Raw genomic sequence first — 18,667 nt, 5'->3', positions numbered from 1 at the left:
GGGCGGCAGCCCGCGCAGGGCGGGCTCGGGAAAGCGGCCAAGCATAGCGCGTGGCGGCGCCAGGCCGAAGCTCGGCCGTGGCCTGTTCAGCCCGAGGTGCCGACGGCCTGGGCCATGATCACCAGCTCGGCGAACGTCCGCGCGGCCATTTTCTTCATGGCGCGGGCGCGGTGGATCTTCACCGTGATCTCGCTCAAGCCCAGCTCGCTGGCGATCTGCTTGTTCATCAACCCCGTTACCGCCATGTGCATGACCTGCCGCTCACGCAGGCTGAGTTGCTCGTAGCGGTGCAGGCGCTCCGCCTCGCCCTGGCGCACCAGACGCCGCTGCCGGTCGGCTTCGAGGGCTGCATCAACGGCGGCCAGCAAATCCTGGTCGCGAAACGGCTTGGGCAGGAAGTCCACCGCGCCGGCCTTCATCGCCCGCACGGTCATGGGAATGTCGCCGTGGCCGGTCATGAAAATGACCGGCAGTTCGGCGCCCTGGCTGATCAGCTGCTGCTGCACGTCGAAGCCACTGCTGCCTGGCAGGCGTACGTCCAGCAGCAGGCAACTGGGGGCTTCGGGCAAGGGCGTGGCCAGGAGTTGCGCGGCGCTGGCGAAGGTTTCCACCGGGTGACCGGCCGAGCGCAGCAAAGCGCTGAGCGAGTCGCGCAGGCTGTGGTCGTCATCGACCACCAGCACCTTGTGCGGCTGGCTGGGGGCAGCGCTGGGGCGGGTGTTCATGCGGGTGATCCAGCGTTTGCCAAGGGCAGCCAGAACGTCAGGCAGGCGCCGCCTTCGGGCCGGTTACTGGCCCAGATGCGCCCGCCTTGTGCCTCGATGATCGACCGGCAGATGGACAGGCCCATGCCCATGCCGTCCTCGCGGGTGGTGAAAAACGGGGTGAACAGCAAGGGCAAGGCCGCTGGCGCGATGCCGCTGCCGCAGTCGCATACCGTGACGCACACCCATTGCCCCAGCACCGAGCTGTTCAGGCACAGCTCCCGCTCACGCGGGGCGATCTCGGCCATGGCTTGGCAGGCGTTGATCAGCAGGTTGATCAGCACTTGGCGGACCTGTACCGGATCGATCTCGACCCGCGCCTCGTTCGCTTGAAGCTGGACGCAGGCACGCACCCGGTAACGCGTGAGTTCGCCGGCGATCAGCGCCAGCGTCTCGTTGATCAACGGGTCCAGGCACAGCCGTTGCCGGGCTGGCGCACCCTTGCGGGCCATGGCGCGAATACGCGCGACCACCTCGCTGGCGCGGTGCGCGTCCTGGGCGATGCGTTGCAGCGATTCACGGGCTTCGTCCAGCTCAGGCTCCGGGCGGTCCAGCCAGCGCAGGCCGGCGCTGCTGTTGTTGGCGATGGCTGCCAGTGGCTGGTTGACTTCGTGAGCAATGGATGCAGCCAGCTCGCCCAGGGTGGTTACCCGGGTGGCGTGGGCCAGTTGGGCCTGGGCGCCGAGCAATGCCTCAGTGGCGCGCTTGCCGCGCAGGGCCAGTAGCGTGGCAATGGCGATGGCGGCAAGGCTGATGAGGCAGCGCGCCCACCGGCCGTCGAAATTCCCCGCAAAGTGGCCATGGCCGATCAAGAAGGCGGCCAGGGTCAGGCCGGCGCATAACGCGGCGGCCCATAACAGGGCCTTGGTCGAACTGCCCTTGGCCACCATCAGCAGCACCGCCACATACAGCACGGCGATAGCGGCATCCAGGTGCGTGACGGTGTCGACCACGAAAATGCAGCAGGCCACCAGCAGGGCATGGAAGCCCCACAGGCTGTGTCGGCCCAGCGGGTTGAGGCGCGTTGCGCTCAGGCTGCTCATACAGGGTTCGGCCTCCGTGCGGGCGGGGCGCGAGCGGCACGCGGACGCCAGGTGGGCGCGCTCGGGACAGGGACAGGATGTATGTAAATGTATCCGGTTTATTCCTATAACGCCACACAGGCGAAACACCTGTGGCAGAGCCGTCCTAGCCTGGCAGCGGCGCCAACGCCGAAGCCGCGAGCAACTCCCGTGTATAAGGGTGCTGCGGCGCCTCGAACAGCTCATGGCTGGGGCCGCGCTCCACCACCTGGCCATCCTTGAGCACGATGATGTCGTGGGCCAACGCCCGCACCACCGCCAGGTCATGGCTGATGAACAGGTAGGTCAGGCCATGGCGCTCTTGCAACTGTCGCAGCAAGGCGACCACCTGCTTTTGCACGGTGCGGTCCAGGGCGGAGGTGGGCTCGTCCAGCACGATCAGCTCAGGCTTGAGCACCAGGGCGCGGGCAATGGCGATGCGCTGGCGTTGGCCACCGGAAAACTCGTGGGGGTAGCGGTGCCGGGTGCTAGGGTCTATGCCGACTTCCCGTAGCGCCTGGGAGACGGCCTCCTCGCACTGGCGAGTGTTAGCGTCCAGGTGCACTTCCAGGCCTTCGGCGATGATCTGCGCCACTGACATGCGCGGGCTGAGGCTGCCGAAAGGGTCCTGGAACACGATCTGCATCTTGCGCCGCCAAGGCCGCATCTGCTTCTGGCTGAGGCCTTGCAGGTCCTGCCCCTGGAAGCGGATGCCGCCTTCGGCGTCGATCAGCCGCAGGATCGCCTGGCCCAGGGTCGATTTGCCCGAACCCGATTCGCCGACGATGCCCAGGGTTTTGCCTTTTTGCACCGCCAGGCTTACACCATCCACCGCCTTGACGTGGCTCCATGGCTTGCGCAGCAGGCCACCACCTAAGGCATACCAGACCTTCAGCGCGCGTACCTGCAGCACCTCCTCGCGGTCGTCCCGGGGCAGGGCCTCGCCGGCGGGCTCTGCATCGAGCAGCAGGCGGCTGTAGGGGTGGTGGGGGTTGGCGAACAAGGCCTCGCACGAGGCCTGTTCAACGATTTCTCCGCCGCGCATCACGCATACCCGCTGGGCGATGCTGCGCACCAGGTTGAGGTCGTGGCTGATCAGCAGCAACGACATGCCCAGCCGGTGTTGCAGGGACTTGAGCAGGGCGAGGATCTTGCGCTGCACGGTAACGTCCAGGGCGGTGGTGGGTTCGTCGGCGATCAGCAACTCCGGCTCACAGGCCAGCGCCATGGCGATCATCACCCGCTGCCGCTGGCCGCCAGACAACTGATGGGGGTAGGCGTTGAGCCGCGCCGCCGGGTTGCTGATGCCCACCAGCTCCAGCAACTCAAGGATGCGCGCCTTGGCGGCCTTGCCAGCGATGCCACGGTGCACCAGCAGCGTCTCGCCGATCTGCCGTTGTACGGTGTGCAACGGGTTAAGCGAGGTCATCGGCTCCTGGAAGATCATCGCGATGCGGTTGCCTCGGATGTCGCGCAGGGTGGTGGGGTTGGCGCCGATCAGCTCTCGTCCACGGTAGCGAATGCTGCCCTGGCTGTGGCTGGGCGTGGGCAGCAATTGCAAGATGGCGTTGGCGGTCACCGACTTGCCCGAGCCCGATTCTCCCACCAGCGCCAGGCATTCACCCGGGCGGATATCCAGCGACAGGTTGCGCACCACGGGCTCGCCATTGAAGGCCACCCACAGGTCACGAATCTCGATCAGGTGTTCGCTCATGGCAGGCTCCGGCTCAGGCTCGAGGGTCAAAGGCGTCACGCAGCGCTTCGCCGATAAACACCAGCAGGCAAAGGATCACCGCCAGCGAAAAGAAAGCTGTCAGCCCCAGCCAGGGCGCCTGCAGGTTCTGCTTGCCCTGGCCGATCAATTCGCCCAGCGAGGCGCTGCCGGCGGGCATGCCGAAGCCGAGGAAATCCAGCGCGCTCAGGGTGGTGATAGCGCCGGTGAGAATGAACGGCAGGTAGCTCAGGGTGGCGTTCATCGCGTTCGGCAGAATGTGCCGCACGATCACCGTGGTGCTGGGCAACCCAAGCGCCCTTGCGGCCTTGACGTATTCCAGGCTGCGCCCGCGAAGGAACTCGGCGCGGACCACGTCCACCAGGGCGAGCCAGGAGAACAGCGTCATGATCCCCAGCAGCCACCAGAACCCTGGCTCCACGAAGCCAGACAAGATGATCAACAGGTACAGCACCGGCAGCCCGGACCACACTTCCTGCACGCGCTGGCCGAGCAGGTCCACCCAGCCGCCGTAGTAGCCCTGGAGCGCGCCGGCGGCGACCCCGATCACCGAGCTGAGCAGGGTCAGCGCCAGGGCAAAGAGGATCGACACCCGCGCACCGTAGATCACTCGCGCCAGCACGTCGCGCGCCTGGTCGTCGGTGCCTAGCCAGTTCACCTCGGTCGGTGGGCTGGGCGCTGGGCGTGCCAGCTCATAGTTCGGGGTTTCCGGGCCGAAGGCGATCGGCGGGAAGAGCATCCAGCCGCCTTGCCCGGCGACCAGCTTGCGCACGTAGTCGCTGCGGTAGTCGGGCTGGAAGGGCAGTACGCCGCCCAGCTGCTGCTCGGTGTAGCGCTGCAATACGGGGAAGTAATAATGGCCGCCTGCCTTGAGCACCAACGGCTTGTCGTTGGCCACCAGTTCCGCGCCCAGGCACAGCACGAACAGGGCCGTGAACAGCCACAGCGACCACCAGCCCCGGCGGTTCTTGCGAAAACGTTCCAGGCGCCGCCGCGCCAGCGGAGACAGGCGCATCAGGCGTTCCTCGAAAAATCGATGCGGGGGTCGACCAGGGTGTAGCACAGGTCGCCCACCAATTTGATCAGCAGGCCGAACAGGGTAAAGATGAACAGCGAGCCGAACACCACCGGGTAGTCCCGGGATACCGCGGCTTCATAGCTCATGCGGCCCAAGCCATCGAGGGAGAAGATGACCTCAACCAATAAGGAACCGGCGAAGAACACGCTGACGAACGCTTGCGGCAGCCCGGCCACCACCAGCAGCATGGCGTTGCGCAGCACGTGGCCGTAGAGCACCCGGTTCTCGCTGACACCCTTGGCCCTGGCCGTTACCACGTATTGGCGGGTCACTTCATTGAGAAAGGCGTTCTTGGTGAGGATGGTCAGGCTGGCAAAGCCGCCGATCACCAGGGAGAGCACCGGCAACACCAGGTGCCAGAAATAGTCCGCCAGCTTGCCCAGGGTCGATAGCTGGTCGAAGTTTTCCGACACCAACCCGCGCACCGGGAACCAGTTCAGCCCTGTGCCGCCGCAGAACACTACGATCAGCAACATGGCGAACAGGAACGACGGCATCGCATAGCCGACCACTACCGCGCTGCTGGTCCATACATCGAAAGAGCTGCCATGGCGCACCGCCTTGCGTATGCCGAGCGGGATCGACACCAGATACGTGATGAGGGTTGCCCAGAAGCCCAGCGAGAGCGTGACCGGCATTTTTTGCAGGATCAGGTCGGTCACCTTGGCGCCACGGAAGAAGCTGTCGCCGAAATCGAAGGCGGCGTAGTGCTTGAGCATCAGCCATAGGCGCTCGTGCGCCGGCTTGTCGAAACCGTACTGGCGCTCGATGTCCTTGATCATTTGCGGGTCCAGGCCGCGGCTGGCGCGCGAGCTGCCCTGGGCGGTGTCGCCACCCCCGGCACCCACCCCTTGCAGGCGGGCGATGGCCTGCTCCACCGGGCCACCAGGCGCGGCCTGGACGATCACGAAGTTCACCAGCAGGATCACCAGCAGCGTGGGCACGATCAGCACCAGGCGGCGCAGGATATACAGCGTCATGGTCGCCCCCCTTGGGCCTTGCGTTCGGCCATCTGCGCGTCGGTCAGCGCCGTGGGGCTGAGCTCCCACCAGGTTTCAGGCGCTTCGTCATAGGCCGCCTGCACCTGGGGGATGCCGAAGCGGTTCCACCACACCGTGGAGGTTCCCGGCGGGTAATAGTTGGGTATCCAGTAGTAATTCCATTGCAGCACCCGGTCCAGGGCATGGGCATGGTTGACCATGTCTTCGAAGGTGGTGGCCTTGATCACGCCGTCGATAAGTTGGTCCACCGCCGGGTTGCGCAGCACCATGTAGTTGCCTGAGCCGGTATCGGTGGCAGCCGCCGAACCGAAGTAATTGGCCAGCTCCAGCCCGGGCGAGGCGGATACCGGGTAGCCGGCCACAACCATGTCGTAGTCCCGGGCCATCAGCCGGTTGAGGTACTGAGAGGGATCGATGCGGCGGATCTGCATGTCGATACCGATCTGCGCCAGGGTGCGTTTGTAGGGCAGCAATAAACGCTCCAGGCTGCCCTGGGCGTTAAGGAAGGTGAAGCTCAGGGGCTCGCCCTGCGCGTTGACCAGCCGATCGCCGTCTGGGTGCCAGCCCGCTTGGGCGAGCAGGTCCAACGCTTGCAACTGTTTGTCGCGGATAAATCCGCTGCCATCGGTGGTCGGCGCCCGGAAGGGCGGGCCGAACACCTCTGGCGGCAACTGATCGCGCAGCGGTTCGAGGATGCGCAGTTCGGCGGCGGTAGGGGGGGCGTTGGCGGCTAGCGGGCTGTTGGAGAAGAAGCTCTGCTGGCGGATGTACAGGTTGCGCATCAGCTGGCGGTTGCTCCACTCGAAATCCCACAACAAGGCCAGGGCCTGGCGCACGCGGCGGTCCTGGAACACCGGGCGCGCCAGGTTGAAGACGTAGCCCTGGGCGGGTTGCAGGCCCTTGGGGGCGAGATGCGCACGCTGCAAGCGCCCGTCATCCAGCGCCGGCCCCGCATAACCGATGGTGTAGCCGGTGGCGGAAAACTCACGGTTATAGTCGAAACCGCCCCCGCGCAGTATCTGCCGCGCTACCTCGATGTCGCCGAAGTATTCCACGCTGAAGTGGTCGAAGTTGTACATGCCGCGGGCGACTGGCAGGTCCTTTCCCCACCAGTCCGGGTTGCGCTCGAAGGTCACGCTGCGGCCGTTGTCTACCTTGCCAACGCGATAAGGGCCACTCCCAAGGGGCGGCTCGAAGCCGCCACCGTTGGCAAAGTCCCGGGTCTTCCACCAGTGCGCCGGAAGCACCGGCAGGGCCGCCACGTCCAGTGGCAGTGTGCGGCTGTCACGGTTCTTGAACTCGAAGCGCACTTGCCGTTCGCCTTCGACCACCACTTGGCTCACGTCGGCGAATTGCGAGCGGTAGCGCAGGCTGCCTTGGGTCATCAGCAGGTCGAAGGTGTAGCGTACGTCCTCGGCGGTGATCGGCGAGCCGTCGGCGAAGCGCGCGCGGGGGTCCAGGTAGAAGCGCAGGGTCAGGCCGTCTTCGCTCAGCTCCATGGCCTTGGCGATCAGGCCATACACCGTGTACGGCTCGTCCAGTGACCGAGTGGCCAGCGGGGCATACACCAGCCCGTCGATCTGGGAAACGCCGATGCCCTTGTCGATATAAGGCATCAGGTGATCGAACTGGCCGATGTCCGTGGCTGCGCGACGCAGGCTGCCGCCCTTGGGTGCCTGCGGGTTTACGTAATCGAAGTGCTCGAAGCCGGGGGCGTATTTGGCAGGCTCGCCGTACACGGTCAGCGCCTGTTGGGGAGCGGCCAGGGCACAGGCCGTGGCCGAAAGCGCGAGTGCGCAGCACACAAAGAGAAAAACCGATCGCATTGGCTGCCTTGAACGAATCTATAGGAAATGTCCGGTTGCCATCATGCACGTCTGTGCGCGGAAACAAAACGGCTCGCACCAGGCGAGCCGAGATTCATTGCAGCTTTTTTGCCGACGTCAGTCAGTCTTGGCGGCTGGTCACTTCCAGCAGGTGATAGCCGAACTGCGTTTTCACCGGGCCTTGAACGGTGTTGACCGGGGCGCTGAACACGACCTGGTCGAACTCTTTGACCATCTGCCCCGGGCCGAAAGAACCCAGGTCGCCGCCCTGGCGGCTGGACGGGCAGCTGGAGTTGGCCTTGGCGACCTCGGCGAAATCGGCGCCGCCTTCGATCTGGGCTTTGAGTTCGTTGCACTTGTCTTCGCTGGAAACCAGGATGTGGCGTGCGGTGGCTTTGGCCATGGGGAGTACTCCTTTATAGATGACGAAACAGCCTAACCCGCGCGGGCCGATGAGGCCAGCGCGAATAAGCCGCGGGCGGTCAGGCGCAGGCCGCGCGCAGGGTGGCTTCGGTCGCCTCCCAGCCCAGGCAGGCATCGGTGATCGACACCCCATAACGCAACTCGGGCCCCAGGCTTTGCGCACCTTCGAACAAATGGCTTTCGAGCATCACGCCGAACAGCTCACGACTGCCCTGGCGGCGCTGGCGTAACACTTCGGCGAGTACCTCGGGCTGGCGCAGCGGGTCTTTGCCGCTGTTAGCGTGGCTGCAATCGACCATGATCCGAGGGCTGACCCCAGCCTTGCGCAGTTGCGCCGCGGCGCTGGCTACATCGGCTTCGCTGTAGTTCGGCCGACCATGCCCACCGCGCAATACCAGATGACAATCAGGGTTGCCGTCGGTGCGCAGCAGGCACGGGTGGCCGTGCAGGTCCAGGCCGAAATGGCGGTGTGGGTGGGCCGCGCTGCGGATGGCGTCGCAGGCAACGCCCAGCGAGCCATCGGTGCCGTTCTTGAACCCCACAGGCAGTCGCAGCCCGCTGGCCATTTCGCGGTGGATCTGCGACTCGGTGGTGCGCGCGCCCACCGCGCCCCAGGCCAGCAGGTCTTCGAAGTAGGTGACAGCCATCGGTTGCAGCAGCTCGCCGGCCAGGGGCAGGCCGAGGTTCAGCAGGCCAAGCATCAGTTCGCGGGAGAGTGCCAGGCCTTGCAGCATGTCGTCGCTACCGTCCAGGCGCGGATCGTACAGCAGGCCTTTCCAACCGACGGTGGTGCGGGGTTTCTCGACGTAGGCCCGCATCACGATCAGTAGCTGATCTTGCAAAGCGTCGGCCAGGCGTGCCAGCCGCGCGCCGTATTCCAGCGCGGCCTTGGGGTCGTGCAGGGAACAAGGGCCTGCGACCACCAGCAGGCGCTCATCGCGGCCGCAAAGGATGTCTCGGATCTGTTCGCGGTGATCCTCGACCTGGGCGTGCAGCCGATCAATGCGAGGCAGGGCCTGGCGCAGTTCGAACGCGGTCGGAAGGCGTTGGCCCACGCCGTGTTGCTGGGCGGCCGCAAGGGGCAGGGCAGGGGTGGAGGCGGTAAGGCAAGGGGTGACCAGGGTATTCATGGGGCGATCCTTTTTCGCCCGCTGCATGTCAGGCACGCAAACGGGTTGTTAACGGTGTTCGTGGGCGCGGTCGCGCGCAGGCAAGGGGTTCGCCACCTTGGGTGGACCGGTCGGAGGCGGCGGGCTGTACCGAACGGGAAGCGCTAAATCGCCAGGCAAAGGTTGGGATAAAACGGTAAGCGGTGTAATACATGGTCAAATCTCCAAGCTGTGAAAAAGGGCTGAAAAAACAAAACCCCCGATCGGGTGGCCGACCGGGGGTTTCGAAAAACGCTGTCAGGCTGCCCGGTGAATGGGCGCCTTTATCGGGGACTCAGGCGCGCCAGTGACTAAACCAATAGCCAAAATAAAAGCGGGCGTAAGCATGGGCAGCGCGCACAACTACACCAACCGCGCGCGGAGCGACGGCAACGGGGTGAGTGAGGGTGCGAATGGCCAGCGGCATGCTAGTGTCTCCAAGTGAGGTTCGGAGCTTACGTGAGCCCTCAAGCAACCGCAATGCCCGCCGTGCCGGTAGTCGCCAAGCCAGTGAGAGCACTCCATGGAACTTTGTTTTCAGCCGGCCGCCGAGGCTGACCGAACGTTCGCCCGAACCTTGGCGCGGCGAACGATGATGCCGTACTACACCCGCCACGGCCTGCTCTGGCGCGATGGCGATTTCGACGAAGGCTGGAGCTGGCGAGAAAATTACCTGTTGCACGTTGGCGGTGAGCCCCTTGGCTTCGTGAGCCTGAGTGCCGATCCCCGTGCGTTGTATATTCGTGAACTGCATCTGCTCGAGCATGCCCGGGGCCAAGGCATCGGTTGCGCGGTGCTCGATCACGCCATCGCGCTGGCCGCGCGGCGGCGGCTGCCGCTATTGCGGTTGATGGTGTTCAAGGACAATCCGGCCCAGCGCCTCTATCGGCGCAAGGGGTTGCAGGTGGTAGGTGAGGATCCGTGCTTCTGGCGAATGGAGCGCCCGATCGCTGCCAATGTGACAGGCGCTGCGCCTGCCGCTACGCACAACGGAAAATGACGTGTACAACGCTGCGCTTTCTGTACAATTCGCGCCGCGAACTGGCGGTGCGGCTACGCTTTAGCCGACCGGCGGCCCCAGCGGTGGATACAGCGCTGGCATCTGCAGCCGATAGCAATATAGTAGCGATCCTTTCACGCCAGGCTCGACGAGCCCGGCGCTATCGGCCGTTCGCACGTTTGCATTGAGCTGTTCCGAGCCATGGCCTCGGATCGCCGGGCAAGGATGCTGTTCATTACAGGTTGTCTGGTAAGCCCCATGCTAATAGGTACCTATTCTCCCGCCGTGATCGCCGTCTCCTTTCTAGTGGCGATGCTGGCGGCTTATACCGCGCTGGACCTCACCGGCCGCATCGCCAGTGCGCGGGGCCGTGTCGCCTGCTGCTGGATGGCCGGAGGCTCGCTGGCGATGGGCGTGGGTATCTGGTCGATGCACTTTATCGGCATGCTCGCGTTCCGCCTGCCGATCGAACTGGCCTATGACCTGAACATCACTGTGGCGTCCTTGCTGATCGCCATCGGCAGCTCCGGCTTCGCCTTGTGGATGGTCAGCCAGCCGAGCCTGCCCTGGCCACGCCTGGCCGCCGGTGCGTTGATCCTCGGCGCCGGCATCGCGGCCATGCACTACACCGGCATGGCGGCGATGCGCCTGCAGCCCGGCATCCAATACCATCCAGGCCTCTTCATCGCTTCGCTGCTCATTGCCGTTGGCGCCTCGGCGGCGGCGTTGATCATTGCCTACCGGCTGCGCCGACATACGCCGCATGTGCGGCTGGTGCGCGCCGGCGCGGCGGTGATCATGGGCCTGGCGATCGTTGGCATGCACTACACCGGCATGGCGGCGGCGCGGTTTCCGGTTGGCAGTTACTGCGCCGCGTTGGGTGACGGAGGGCTGACCGGAAGCGGCCTGTTGTACCTGGTGGTGGTCACCACGCTTTCGGTGCTGGCCGTCGCGCTGTTGACGTCGGTGCTCGACGCCCGCCTGGAGAAGCACACCGCGGACCTGGCCAGCTCGCTGAGCGCGGCCAATAAGAAGCTCACCCGCCTGGCCCTGCAAGACACCCTCACCGGGCTGCCCAATCGCATTCTGCTGGGTGATCGCATCGCCCAGGCCATGCAAAGCGCGACCGAAAGCGACGGTTGCTTTGCCATGATGTTCATCGACCTGGACGGCTTCAAACCGATCAACGATGCCTTCGGCCATCACATCGGCGATCAACTGCTGCTGGCTGTGGCCGATCGCCTGCGTGCCGGGCTGTCTGCCCAGGACACCTTGGCGCGCATTGGCGGCGATGAGTTCGTGCTGCTGGTGCCGCTGCGCTGCCCGGACGACGCGGTGTCGGTGGCCGCGACCCAGGTCGCGCTGCTGGCCGAACCGTTCGTGATCGGCGAACACGACCTGCAAGTTTCGGCCAGCGTCGGCGTTGCCCTCTACCCAGGCTGTGGCGATGACCAACACCAGCTGCTGGTCAATGCCGACGCGGCCATGTATCACGCCAAAAGCAGCGGCAAGAACAGCTATTGCTTCTTCGACGAGTCGATGAACAGCAACGCCCGCAAGCAATTGCAGCTGATCCAGGACCTGCGCCTGGCTGAGCATCGAGGCGAGTTCCGGCTGTTCTACCAGCCCAAGTTCGACGCCATCAGCGGGCAGCCTATCGGCGCCGAGGCGCTGTTGCGCTGGCAGCACCCGAAGATGGGCCTGCTGGGGCCGGATAGGTTCATCGACCTCGCTGAAAAGACCGGGATGATCATTTCCATCGGCGACTGGGTGCTCAACGAAGCCTGCCGGCAGATGGCGCAATGGGTGCGCGAAGGGTATGTGGACTGGCGCATCGCCGTTAACCTGTCGGCGCTGCAGTTCTGTCATGTGGGCCTGGTGCAGAGCGTGGCCGAGGCGCTGGACAACAACGGCCTGAGTGCGCGCAACCTGACCCTGGAAATCACCGAAACCACCGCCATGACCGATGCCGACGCCAGCATGACCGTGCTGCAGCAGCTGTCGGAGATGGATGTGGACATTTCCATCGATGACTTCGGCACCGGCTATTCGAGCTTGATGTACCTCAAGCGGCTGCCCGCCAACGAGCTCAAGATCGACCGCGGCTTCGTCCGCGACCTGGAGCAGGACAGCGACGACGCCGCGATCGTCTCGGCTATCGTGGCCTTGGGCCAGGCGCTGGGCCTGCGGATCGTCGCCGAGGGCGTAGAAACCGACACACAGCAGGCCTTCCTCACCCGCCTGGGGTGCGATTCCCTGCAGGGCTACCTGCTGGGGCGGCCCCAGCCGGCGGAGCGGTTCATTGCAGAGATACGCGATAGAGCCCGATCACCAGAGCAGGCCTGAGGATTGCGGTGCGTCCGTGTTGGCACGGGCGCCATCCCAGGCAGCTCCCGGGCGTTGCCCGGTCTTACAGGTGCCTGTTGCCAGTGCCAGATGCGCACCGGCCCATCGGAGCGGCCGTAGCCGGCGAACAAAGACCCTAAGAGGCGCCAGTCAACTACGCACCCACCAGAGCAGGCCTGAGGATTGCGGTGCGCCCGTGTTGGCACGGGCGCCATCCCAGGCAGCTCCCGGGCGTTGCCCGGTCTCACAGGTGCCTGTTGCCAGTGCCAGATGCGCACCGGCCTCATCGGAGCGGGCATAGCCCGCGAACGAGGGCCCTAAGGGCACCAGTCAACTACGCACCTGAGGTGCCGCTTGCGAACGCATTGCGTCGTAGTCCCGCTTCTCTAGCGGCACCGCGTTGCGCTTGCCCAACTCTTCCATCGGGATGCGGTAGGTTTCCCGGGCGGTATAAGCGGCCAGCGCTGCTACCGCGGTCACCGCGAACGCGATGCTGCCGACGGTCAACGGGATGTTCTCCGAGCCCGGTGGTGCCACCGCGGCGAACAACGCGGGAAGGAGCGCGGTGATCATGGTGCCCACGTTCTGCGAAATGGCCATGGCCGACACCCGGTAGCGGGTCTGGAACAGCTCTGGGTAGAAGCTGGGGAACACGGCGTTGTAACCCTGGTACACCACGCCCCACATCAGCAAGGACATGCAGAACGCCAGCGGCACGTTATGGAGGCTGATGGCGTACAGGTAGCCAAACGACAGCAGGCCTGCGCCCAGCGCGCCCCCAATGATCATCGGACGCCGTCCGACCTTGTCGGACCAATTCCCCACGAACGGGATGACGAGCACCGCCACCAGGTTGCCCACCACCGGAATCCACAGGTACACGCTTTTGGTGAAGCCAATGCCGTAGGCCGGCTGCACTGCATACGCGGCCCCGAACACAGTGGCCACTACCGGAATCACGTTCATCAGGGCCATGCAGGTCACCAGCCCCATGTTCTGCCAGTTCTTCTGGAAGGCTTCGGCCACCGGGGACCGGGTAACCGCGCCCTTGGCTTCAGCCTGAGTGAAGGCTGGGGTTTCGTGGACCTCACGGCGGATGATCACGCCTGCGATCAACACTACCGCGCTGAGCAGGAACGGGATACGCCAGCCCCAGCTATTGAAGGCGTCGTCGGGCATGAAGTAGGCCAGCGGCAGGAAGATCGCAGCGGCGAAGATCTGCCCGGCCTGCACGCCCTGAAGGGTGTAACTGGCGTAATAGCCCCTTCGGCCGAAGGGCGCGTGCTCCATGATCATGGAACTGGCACCCGAGATCTCACCGGCTACCGCAAACCCCTGGATCAGCCGCAGAACCACCAGCAGCGTTGGCGCGAGCATGCCCACCTGGCTGTAGGTAGGCAGCAGCCCGACGGCCATGGTGGCGAAGCCCATTAGGAACATGCACATCAGCAGTACGTTCTTGCGCCCGCGGGTATCTCCCAGGTGGCCAAGCACGAAGGCACCAATGGGGCGCGCGACGTAACCGACCCCATAGGTGGCCAGCGAAGCGACGATCGCGACCTTGGGATCGGTGGAGGGGAAGAAGATCTGCGGGAAGATCAGGGCTGCCGCCTGGGCATAGATGAAGAAGTCGTAGTACTCGAGCGCGGAGCCGACCCACCCGCTGGCGGTGGCCTTTTTCGTTTGCTGCGAAGGTTGCGAATGGATGTCATGGCTAGCCATGTTTGTCTCCGTTGTTTTTATTATCAAGCGTGGCCGTTGTCGTGCCTGGATGCAAAACTAACCGGGTGGTACATGAATATCAGCCGCCTTCAGGTGCGTCAATAAGACGAAGTAGGGCCGCCGGAAATGCGTTCGATTAACGGACGTACCCTGGCGCTAGCTTCCTCTTCATACGCAAGCGTCAGGCAGAGGGCGCTCCTGGCACTTGCGGCTTCGCTTCGGGTCCAAGCGTGATTACCGCTACGGAAAACCTTATGGACGCTTGGTGGACTCAAATATTGACGGCCCTGCACGAGGAGTTCGCAGACATCACCGAAGTTGGCCAACTGACCAAAGTGACCACCCGGTTGCTGATCGCCGCGGTGCTGGGGGGCATTCTCGGCTATGAACGTGAACATAAAGGCAAAGCCGCTGGCGTGCGTACGCATATGCTGGTGTCCATCGGCGCGGCGTTGTTCGTGCTGGTGCCAAGCATGGCCGGCTCCCAGGCCGACGCCATGAGCCGGGTGGTCCAGGGGATCGTGGCCGGCATCGGCTTCCTTGGGGCGGGGACGATCCTCAAGGGCAATCGCCTCGATACCCACGACGTCAAAGGCCTGACCACCGCGGCGGGCCTCTGGATGACCGCGGCTATCGGCATCGCCGCTGGGATGGGCCGCGAGGCCACCGCGGTGCTCAGCACACTGCTGGCGTGGGCGGTCCTCGCGTTGGGACCATTGCTGTTCGAACGGGCCGATCGCGGTGCGGATGACTGACGGTGCCTCACGGCAGGATCTTCACCGTGCGCACTGCGATGGTTTTATAGGGCACGCTTATCTCGGTTTTGTTGGCCAGCTCCGGATGCCGCGCGATCAGTTCGCGCACCTCGGCAAGGATCCTGGCTTTATCGGCCTCCGGCGCGGCGGCAATGAAACTGATCGATTTGATCCGTCGCACGATCACGTCTTCGGGGGTCCCGGTATGCAAGTGGTCCCAGGTCGCCTCTTTGAGAGGGGCATAGCCGCGCTTGATCCCCTCGTTCAGGGCTAGGCGCCATTCGCCGCTGTAGTAACGGGGATGGTCCCCGGCATATCGATTGACGATCTCGGCCAGTTCGCCTACCCAGCCCACGCTAGCGTCGCGGACGTTCCAGAACAGCCCCAAATGCCCGCCGGGCTTGAGCACCCGGTGGATTTCCCGGATCGCCTGCGGGTTGGCGAACAGGTGGAAGGACTGCGCGCACACCACGGCGTTCACGCTTCCGGAGTCCAGTGGAATGGCTTCTGCACTGCCCTCCAGCACAGTGACGCCTGGCAAGTTGCTTTCGAACTTCGCCCTCATCGTTGGCTCGGGCTCCACCGCGGTCACTTTGGCATGCAGGTCGACCAGTAGCCGGGTGAACTTGCCGGTGCCGGCGCCAAGGTCCAGCACCGGGGTTTCGTTCTTGATCTGCATTTCATTGGTGAGCCATTTTTCGATGGCAGGTGGATAACCGGGGCGGCCTTTATCGTAGGCATCCGATACCAGGCTAAAACCCGAAAATTTTGGAAAATGAAGAAATTCGGCGACGGTCTTCATGTGGGTTCCTCAAGCAACTGAGCGAGGCGGGCTGGCAGGCCGGCGGGGCCGGGCGCATAAGGAAAGCGTAGCGTAACTGCACCACCCTGCAGGCGGGCGCTACAGCCACACGTCGCCAGTGGCCGCGGCAGGGCAGGGCAAGGTTCAGGCGCGGTGGTTCTGTTCGGTCAGCCGCTGCACCGCCAGGCGGCGGTAATGGGTCGGGGTCATGCCCTTTAGCTGCTGAAAGCGCCGGTTGAAGTTGGAAATGTTATTGAAGCCGGATTCGAAACACACTTGGGTGACGGGCTTGTCGCCATCGGCAAGCAACTCGCACGACTTGCTGATCCGCAGGCGGTTGACGAACTCGACAAAGCTACGTCCCGTGGACTGCTTGAACACCCGCGAAAAATAGGTCGGTTTCATGCTCAGGTGTTCCGCCACTTCCTCAAGCGACAGCTCTCGGCCGTAGTGCGCGAAGATATAATCGACTGCACGGTTAGTGCGATCCACATTGCTCTCGTCGCCGAGGTCGGCGGCGCTGGCGGCTGACAACAGGGAGTAATCTTCACTGTTGGCCAGGGCCTCCATGAGGATCAGGAAATAGCCTAGCCGGCTTATTCCCTGGCTGGCGGCAATCAACTCCATCAAACGGGTCGCCTCGGCGATCAGCGCGCGGTCGCGGAACTCGATGCCATAACGCGCCCGTTCCAGGAGCGGTGAGAGCGTCTTCAGTTCCGTGAACACCAAGTGCCCCGGCTCAAAAAGAGCGTCGGTAAAGTTGACCAGCATGTCGCGCTGGGGAAAGTATTCACAGCCGTCCACCTGGCTGATCCAGTTGTGCGGCAAGTTCGGCCCGGTAAGAAACAGGCTGCCTGGATTGAAGTTGCCGATGTAGTCCCCGATGAAGACCTTACCGGAACTTGCAGTAATCAAGTGCAGTTCGTATTCCTTATGAAAATGCCAGCGGACCAACGGGCAGGGGAAGCCATGTTGCCGATAGATAATGGACAACCCTTCGTGGTCATCCATCAGCTCATAAGAGGGGTCGCTGTGGCGGGCGGGTCGATTCATGACGCGTCCTGTTTCCCGGGCAGTGCAACAGAGTCTGGAGCATAACGGCCACTTTGCAACAAACCAAGCCCGGCAGCGACGCTAATGCCAGCGCCGCACGCTAACCCTTGCCAGCGTGCATGCGAAGACTGTTCAGCGCCTCTTGGGCCTGGCGTATCGCCTGGCTGGCCTTGCCTTCGCAGCGGTGGCGGATCGCGGAAGCCAGGGCCTCGATAATGCCCAGCGCGCTGGAGGTGCTCTCACCCAGCACTGGATGGGTGGTCGGGGCGTACAAGGTCTGGCTCGCCAGGCGGGCGAGGGGTGAGGCAGGGGAATCGGTCACAGCCAGTACGGTAGCGTTGCGGCCTTGGGCGTAACGCGCCAGCGCGGTGACGTCCTCGCTGTAGGGAGGAAGCGAAAACGCCAACAACACGTCCTGTGGGCCGATGGCTGCGAGGCGATAGGCTGCCGCTTCGCCGCCACCGTCGGTGCTTACGGAAACCGCCTGATGGCACACCGGAAGGAAAGCCCCGGCGGCCAGCCCGGCCAGATGGTGGCAGGTACCGAAGCCAAGGGTATAAACCCTATTGGCGTTCACCAACGCGTCGGCCACTTGGCCGAAAGTCGCTTCGGCGTTGGCTGCCAGGGTCGCGTCCATATTGCCCTTTATTACCCGTACTTGAAGTTCCAAGGCAAAGGCGCGGCCCGGGCGCTGGTTCAACTCATGTCGAACCTTGTCGCTGGGGGAGATCAACGCTAGCAAGTTTTCTACAAGGGCCGCCCGCAGGCCAGTGAAACCGGCGAGATCGATCGCATGGGCCAGGCGATTGACCGCTGCCGTGGAGGCACCCGTGGCGGTGGCAATCTCGTCGATGTTCATGGTGGCTGAGCGCATCGGATTACGCAGGATGAAGTCCGCGACCTTACGCAGGGCGGGTTTCAGTGTCGGCGCAACCGTCACGAGATTCCTCATGACCGGCGTGTCATATACCAGGCTGCCGGTAATATTAAGCATGGCCTCTCCCTCATGTAGTGAGGTTGTATAAGAAAATTCCTACGAGAGTGTAGAGGGGAAACGTGACGGATCCAAGGCTCTAAGATAAAAAAACGGACAGGTTCAATACATTGATCAGGAGTTAGAACAAGTCGTTCGAAGTAAGGATATTCAAGAGCGAATTGAAATTTTCATTACAAGTCTAAATTCTACTTAAAAGCCTTGAAAATCAATCAGTTGAGACTAGTTAGAAGACCGGCCGGTCATCTCTCTAAGTGACAATGCAAGGCACCCAGGCGACTTTCCTGAAATGGTTGTCTTACAACTAGGCGGGCAGTTTGGGTGCTGGCCAATTGCAATTTTTCGAAAATCCCCGGGCGGGGCAATTGTGGTGGAAGGGTAGGCAGTGTGTGCATACCCTGTACAAGATTATTAGGAGCGTGCCGCGCGCTGAGGGACCAGTGCGTTGACGGTCTCGCGGAGCTTGTCGAGGTTGAATGGCTTGGGGAGGAGCTGCGCGCCCTGTGGCAGATCGAGGCTGCTGCCATAGCCGCTCGCAACCAGCACTGGAATGGACGGGCGCAACTTCTGCGCCTCGACTACAAGCTCGAGGCCGGTTCGATTGGCGGTGTCGCACAGCCCCACATCGGTGATCAGCAGGTCGATACCGGTGTCGCTTTGCAGCGCTGAGATGGCCGAATCCCAGCCCGCTGCCTCGAGCACCCGGTAGTCGAGCTCCTCGAGGATATCGACCATCAGCATGCGGACGATGTCGTCGTCCTCGACCACGAGAATCGTGGAGTTGTCGGATGAAGGCATGAATACATTCCGTCGGTAGATGAAGAGCGCCGCAAAGGCCATGGCTGACGCGCCCGGGCAAGCGGCGGCACGCGCTTGCGCGAAGAAAAAAATGCGCTGGGGGGGAACGTCCTCGCAGGGTGGGTATCCTACGTCAATTTCAGCACCCGATTAAGAAATTTCCG

General features: G+C 63.6%; 16 protein-coding genes. 3 read left to right on the top strand and 13 right to left on the bottom strand.

Annotated features, from left to right (window positions below):
* Positions 1-86 precede the first annotated feature (86 nt).
* The 8 genes from OGL93_RS15900 to OGL93_RS15865 form a co-directional block, all read right to left on the bottom strand.
* Positions 87-725, bottom strand: a complete 639-nt coding sequence (locus OGL93_RS15900; protein ID WP_263263770.1) for a response regulator — start codon at positions 723-725, stop codon at positions 87-89.
* A complete protein-coding gene (locus OGL93_RS15895; RefSeq protein WP_263263769.1) occupies positions 722-1,807 on the bottom strand; it encodes an ATP-binding protein in 1,086 nt (361 codons plus the stop codon). Before OGL93_RS15895 ends, OGL93_RS15900 begins: the two co-directional genes overlap by 4 nt.
* Positions 1,808-1,952: 145 nt before the next feature.
* A complete protein-coding gene (locus tag OGL93_RS15890; protein WP_263263768.1) occupies positions 1,953-3,539 on the bottom strand; it encodes an ABC transporter ATP-binding protein in 1,587 nt (528 codons plus the stop codon).
* 13 nt (positions 3,540-3,552) lie between these two features.
* Positions 3,553-4,575: an ABC transporter permease gene (locus OGL93_RS15885; protein ID WP_263263851.1), complete on the bottom strand. Its 1,023-nt coding sequence runs from the start codon at positions 4,573-4,575 to the stop codon at positions 3,553-3,555.
* Positions 4,572-5,615, bottom strand: a complete 1,044-nt coding sequence (gene yejB / locus OGL93_RS15880) for a microcin C ABC transporter permease YejB (RefSeq protein ID WP_263263767.1) — start codon at positions 5,613-5,615, stop codon at positions 4,572-4,574. Before yejB ends, OGL93_RS15885 begins: the two co-directional genes overlap by 4 nt.
* Positions 5,612-7,462 (bottom strand): extracellular solute-binding protein, encoded by a 1,851-nt coding sequence (locus OGL93_RS15875; protein WP_263263766.1) that lies wholly within the window; start codon positions 7,460-7,462, stop codon positions 5,612-5,614. Before OGL93_RS15875 ends, yejB begins: the two co-directional genes overlap by 4 nt.
* Before the next feature lie 121 nt (positions 7,463-7,583).
* On the bottom strand, positions 7,584-7,865 hold the full coding sequence (locus tag OGL93_RS15870; RefSeq protein WP_263263765.1) for a peptidylprolyl isomerase: 282 nt from the start codon (positions 7,863-7,865) through the stop codon (positions 7,584-7,586).
* Positions 7,866-7,944: 79 nt separating this feature from the next.
* The gene (locus OGL93_RS15865) at positions 7,945-9,015 is read right to left on the bottom strand and encodes a 3-deoxy-7-phosphoheptulonate synthase (RefSeq protein ID WP_263263764.1); all 1,071 of its coding nucleotides are present in this window, start codon (positions 9,013-9,015) and stop codon (positions 7,945-7,947) included.
* Positions 9,016-9,556: 541 nt separating this feature from the next.
* Between OGL93_RS15865 and OGL93_RS15860 the strand changes: the two genes are divergently transcribed.
* Complete coding sequence (locus OGL93_RS15860; protein WP_263263763.1) at positions 9,557-10,033, top strand: GNAT family N-acetyltransferase; 477 nt, start codon at positions 9,557-9,559, stop codon at positions 10,031-10,033.
* A gap of 258 nt (positions 10,034-10,291) precedes the next feature.
* Positions 10,292-12,379 carry a bifunctional diguanylate cyclase/phosphodiesterase gene (locus OGL93_RS15855; protein WP_263263762.1) on the top strand — a complete coding sequence of 696 codons (2,088 nt, stop codon included), beginning with the start codon at positions 10,292-10,294 and terminating at the stop codon, positions 12,377-12,379.
* A 330-nt stretch (positions 12,380-12,709) separates the two neighbouring features.
* Here the strand turns inward: OGL93_RS15855 and OGL93_RS15850 are convergent, their stop codons facing one another.
* Positions 12,710-14,101 carry an MFS transporter gene (locus OGL93_RS15850; protein WP_263263761.1) on the bottom strand — a complete coding sequence of 464 codons (1,392 nt, stop codon included), beginning with the start codon at positions 14,099-14,101 and terminating at the stop codon, positions 12,710-12,712.
* A 254-nt stretch (positions 14,102-14,355) separates the two neighbouring features.
* Here OGL93_RS15850 and OGL93_RS15845 point away from each other — a divergent pair, with 254 nt between their 5' ends.
* Positions 14,356-14,856, top strand: a complete 501-nt coding sequence (locus OGL93_RS15845) for an MgtC/SapB family protein (RefSeq protein ID WP_263263760.1) — start codon at positions 14,356-14,358, stop codon at positions 14,854-14,856.
* A 7-nt stretch (positions 14,857-14,863) separates the two neighbouring features.
* On the opposite strand, the gene OGL93_RS15840 is transcribed toward OGL93_RS15845, so the two are convergent.
* From OGL93_RS15840 to OGL93_RS15825, 4 genes are all read right to left on the bottom strand, one after another.
* Positions 14,864-15,658 (bottom strand): class I SAM-dependent methyltransferase, encoded by a 795-nt coding sequence (locus OGL93_RS15840; protein WP_263263759.1) that lies wholly within the window; start codon positions 15,656-15,658, stop codon positions 14,864-14,866.
* Positions 15,659-15,802: 144 nt separating this feature from the next.
* A complete protein-coding gene (locus tag OGL93_RS15835) occupies positions 15,803-16,711 on the bottom strand; it encodes an AraC family transcriptional regulator (protein ID WP_263263758.1) in 909 nt (302 codons plus the stop codon).
* Positions 16,712-16,811: 100 nt separating this feature from the next.
* Positions 16,812-17,705, bottom strand: a complete 894-nt coding sequence (locus tag OGL93_RS15830) for a MurR/RpiR family transcriptional regulator (RefSeq protein WP_263263757.1) — start codon at positions 17,703-17,705, stop codon at positions 16,812-16,814.
* Between the two features lie 411 nt (positions 17,706-18,116).
* Entirely contained in the window at positions 18,117-18,503 is a 387-nt protein-coding gene (locus tag OGL93_RS15825) for a response regulator (protein ID WP_263263756.1), read from the bottom strand.
* Positions 18,504-18,667 lie beyond the last annotated feature (164 nt).

It is taken from the genome of Pseudomonas sp. RIT-PI-S, from assembly GCF_025642975.1.
In the GTDB taxonomy this organism is placed as follows: domain Bacteria; phylum Pseudomonadota; class Gammaproteobacteria; order Pseudomonadales; family Pseudomonadaceae; genus Aquipseudomonas.
Note: the sequence above shows the minus strand (reverse complement) of the source record. Positions and strands in the feature narration are given on the sequence as shown.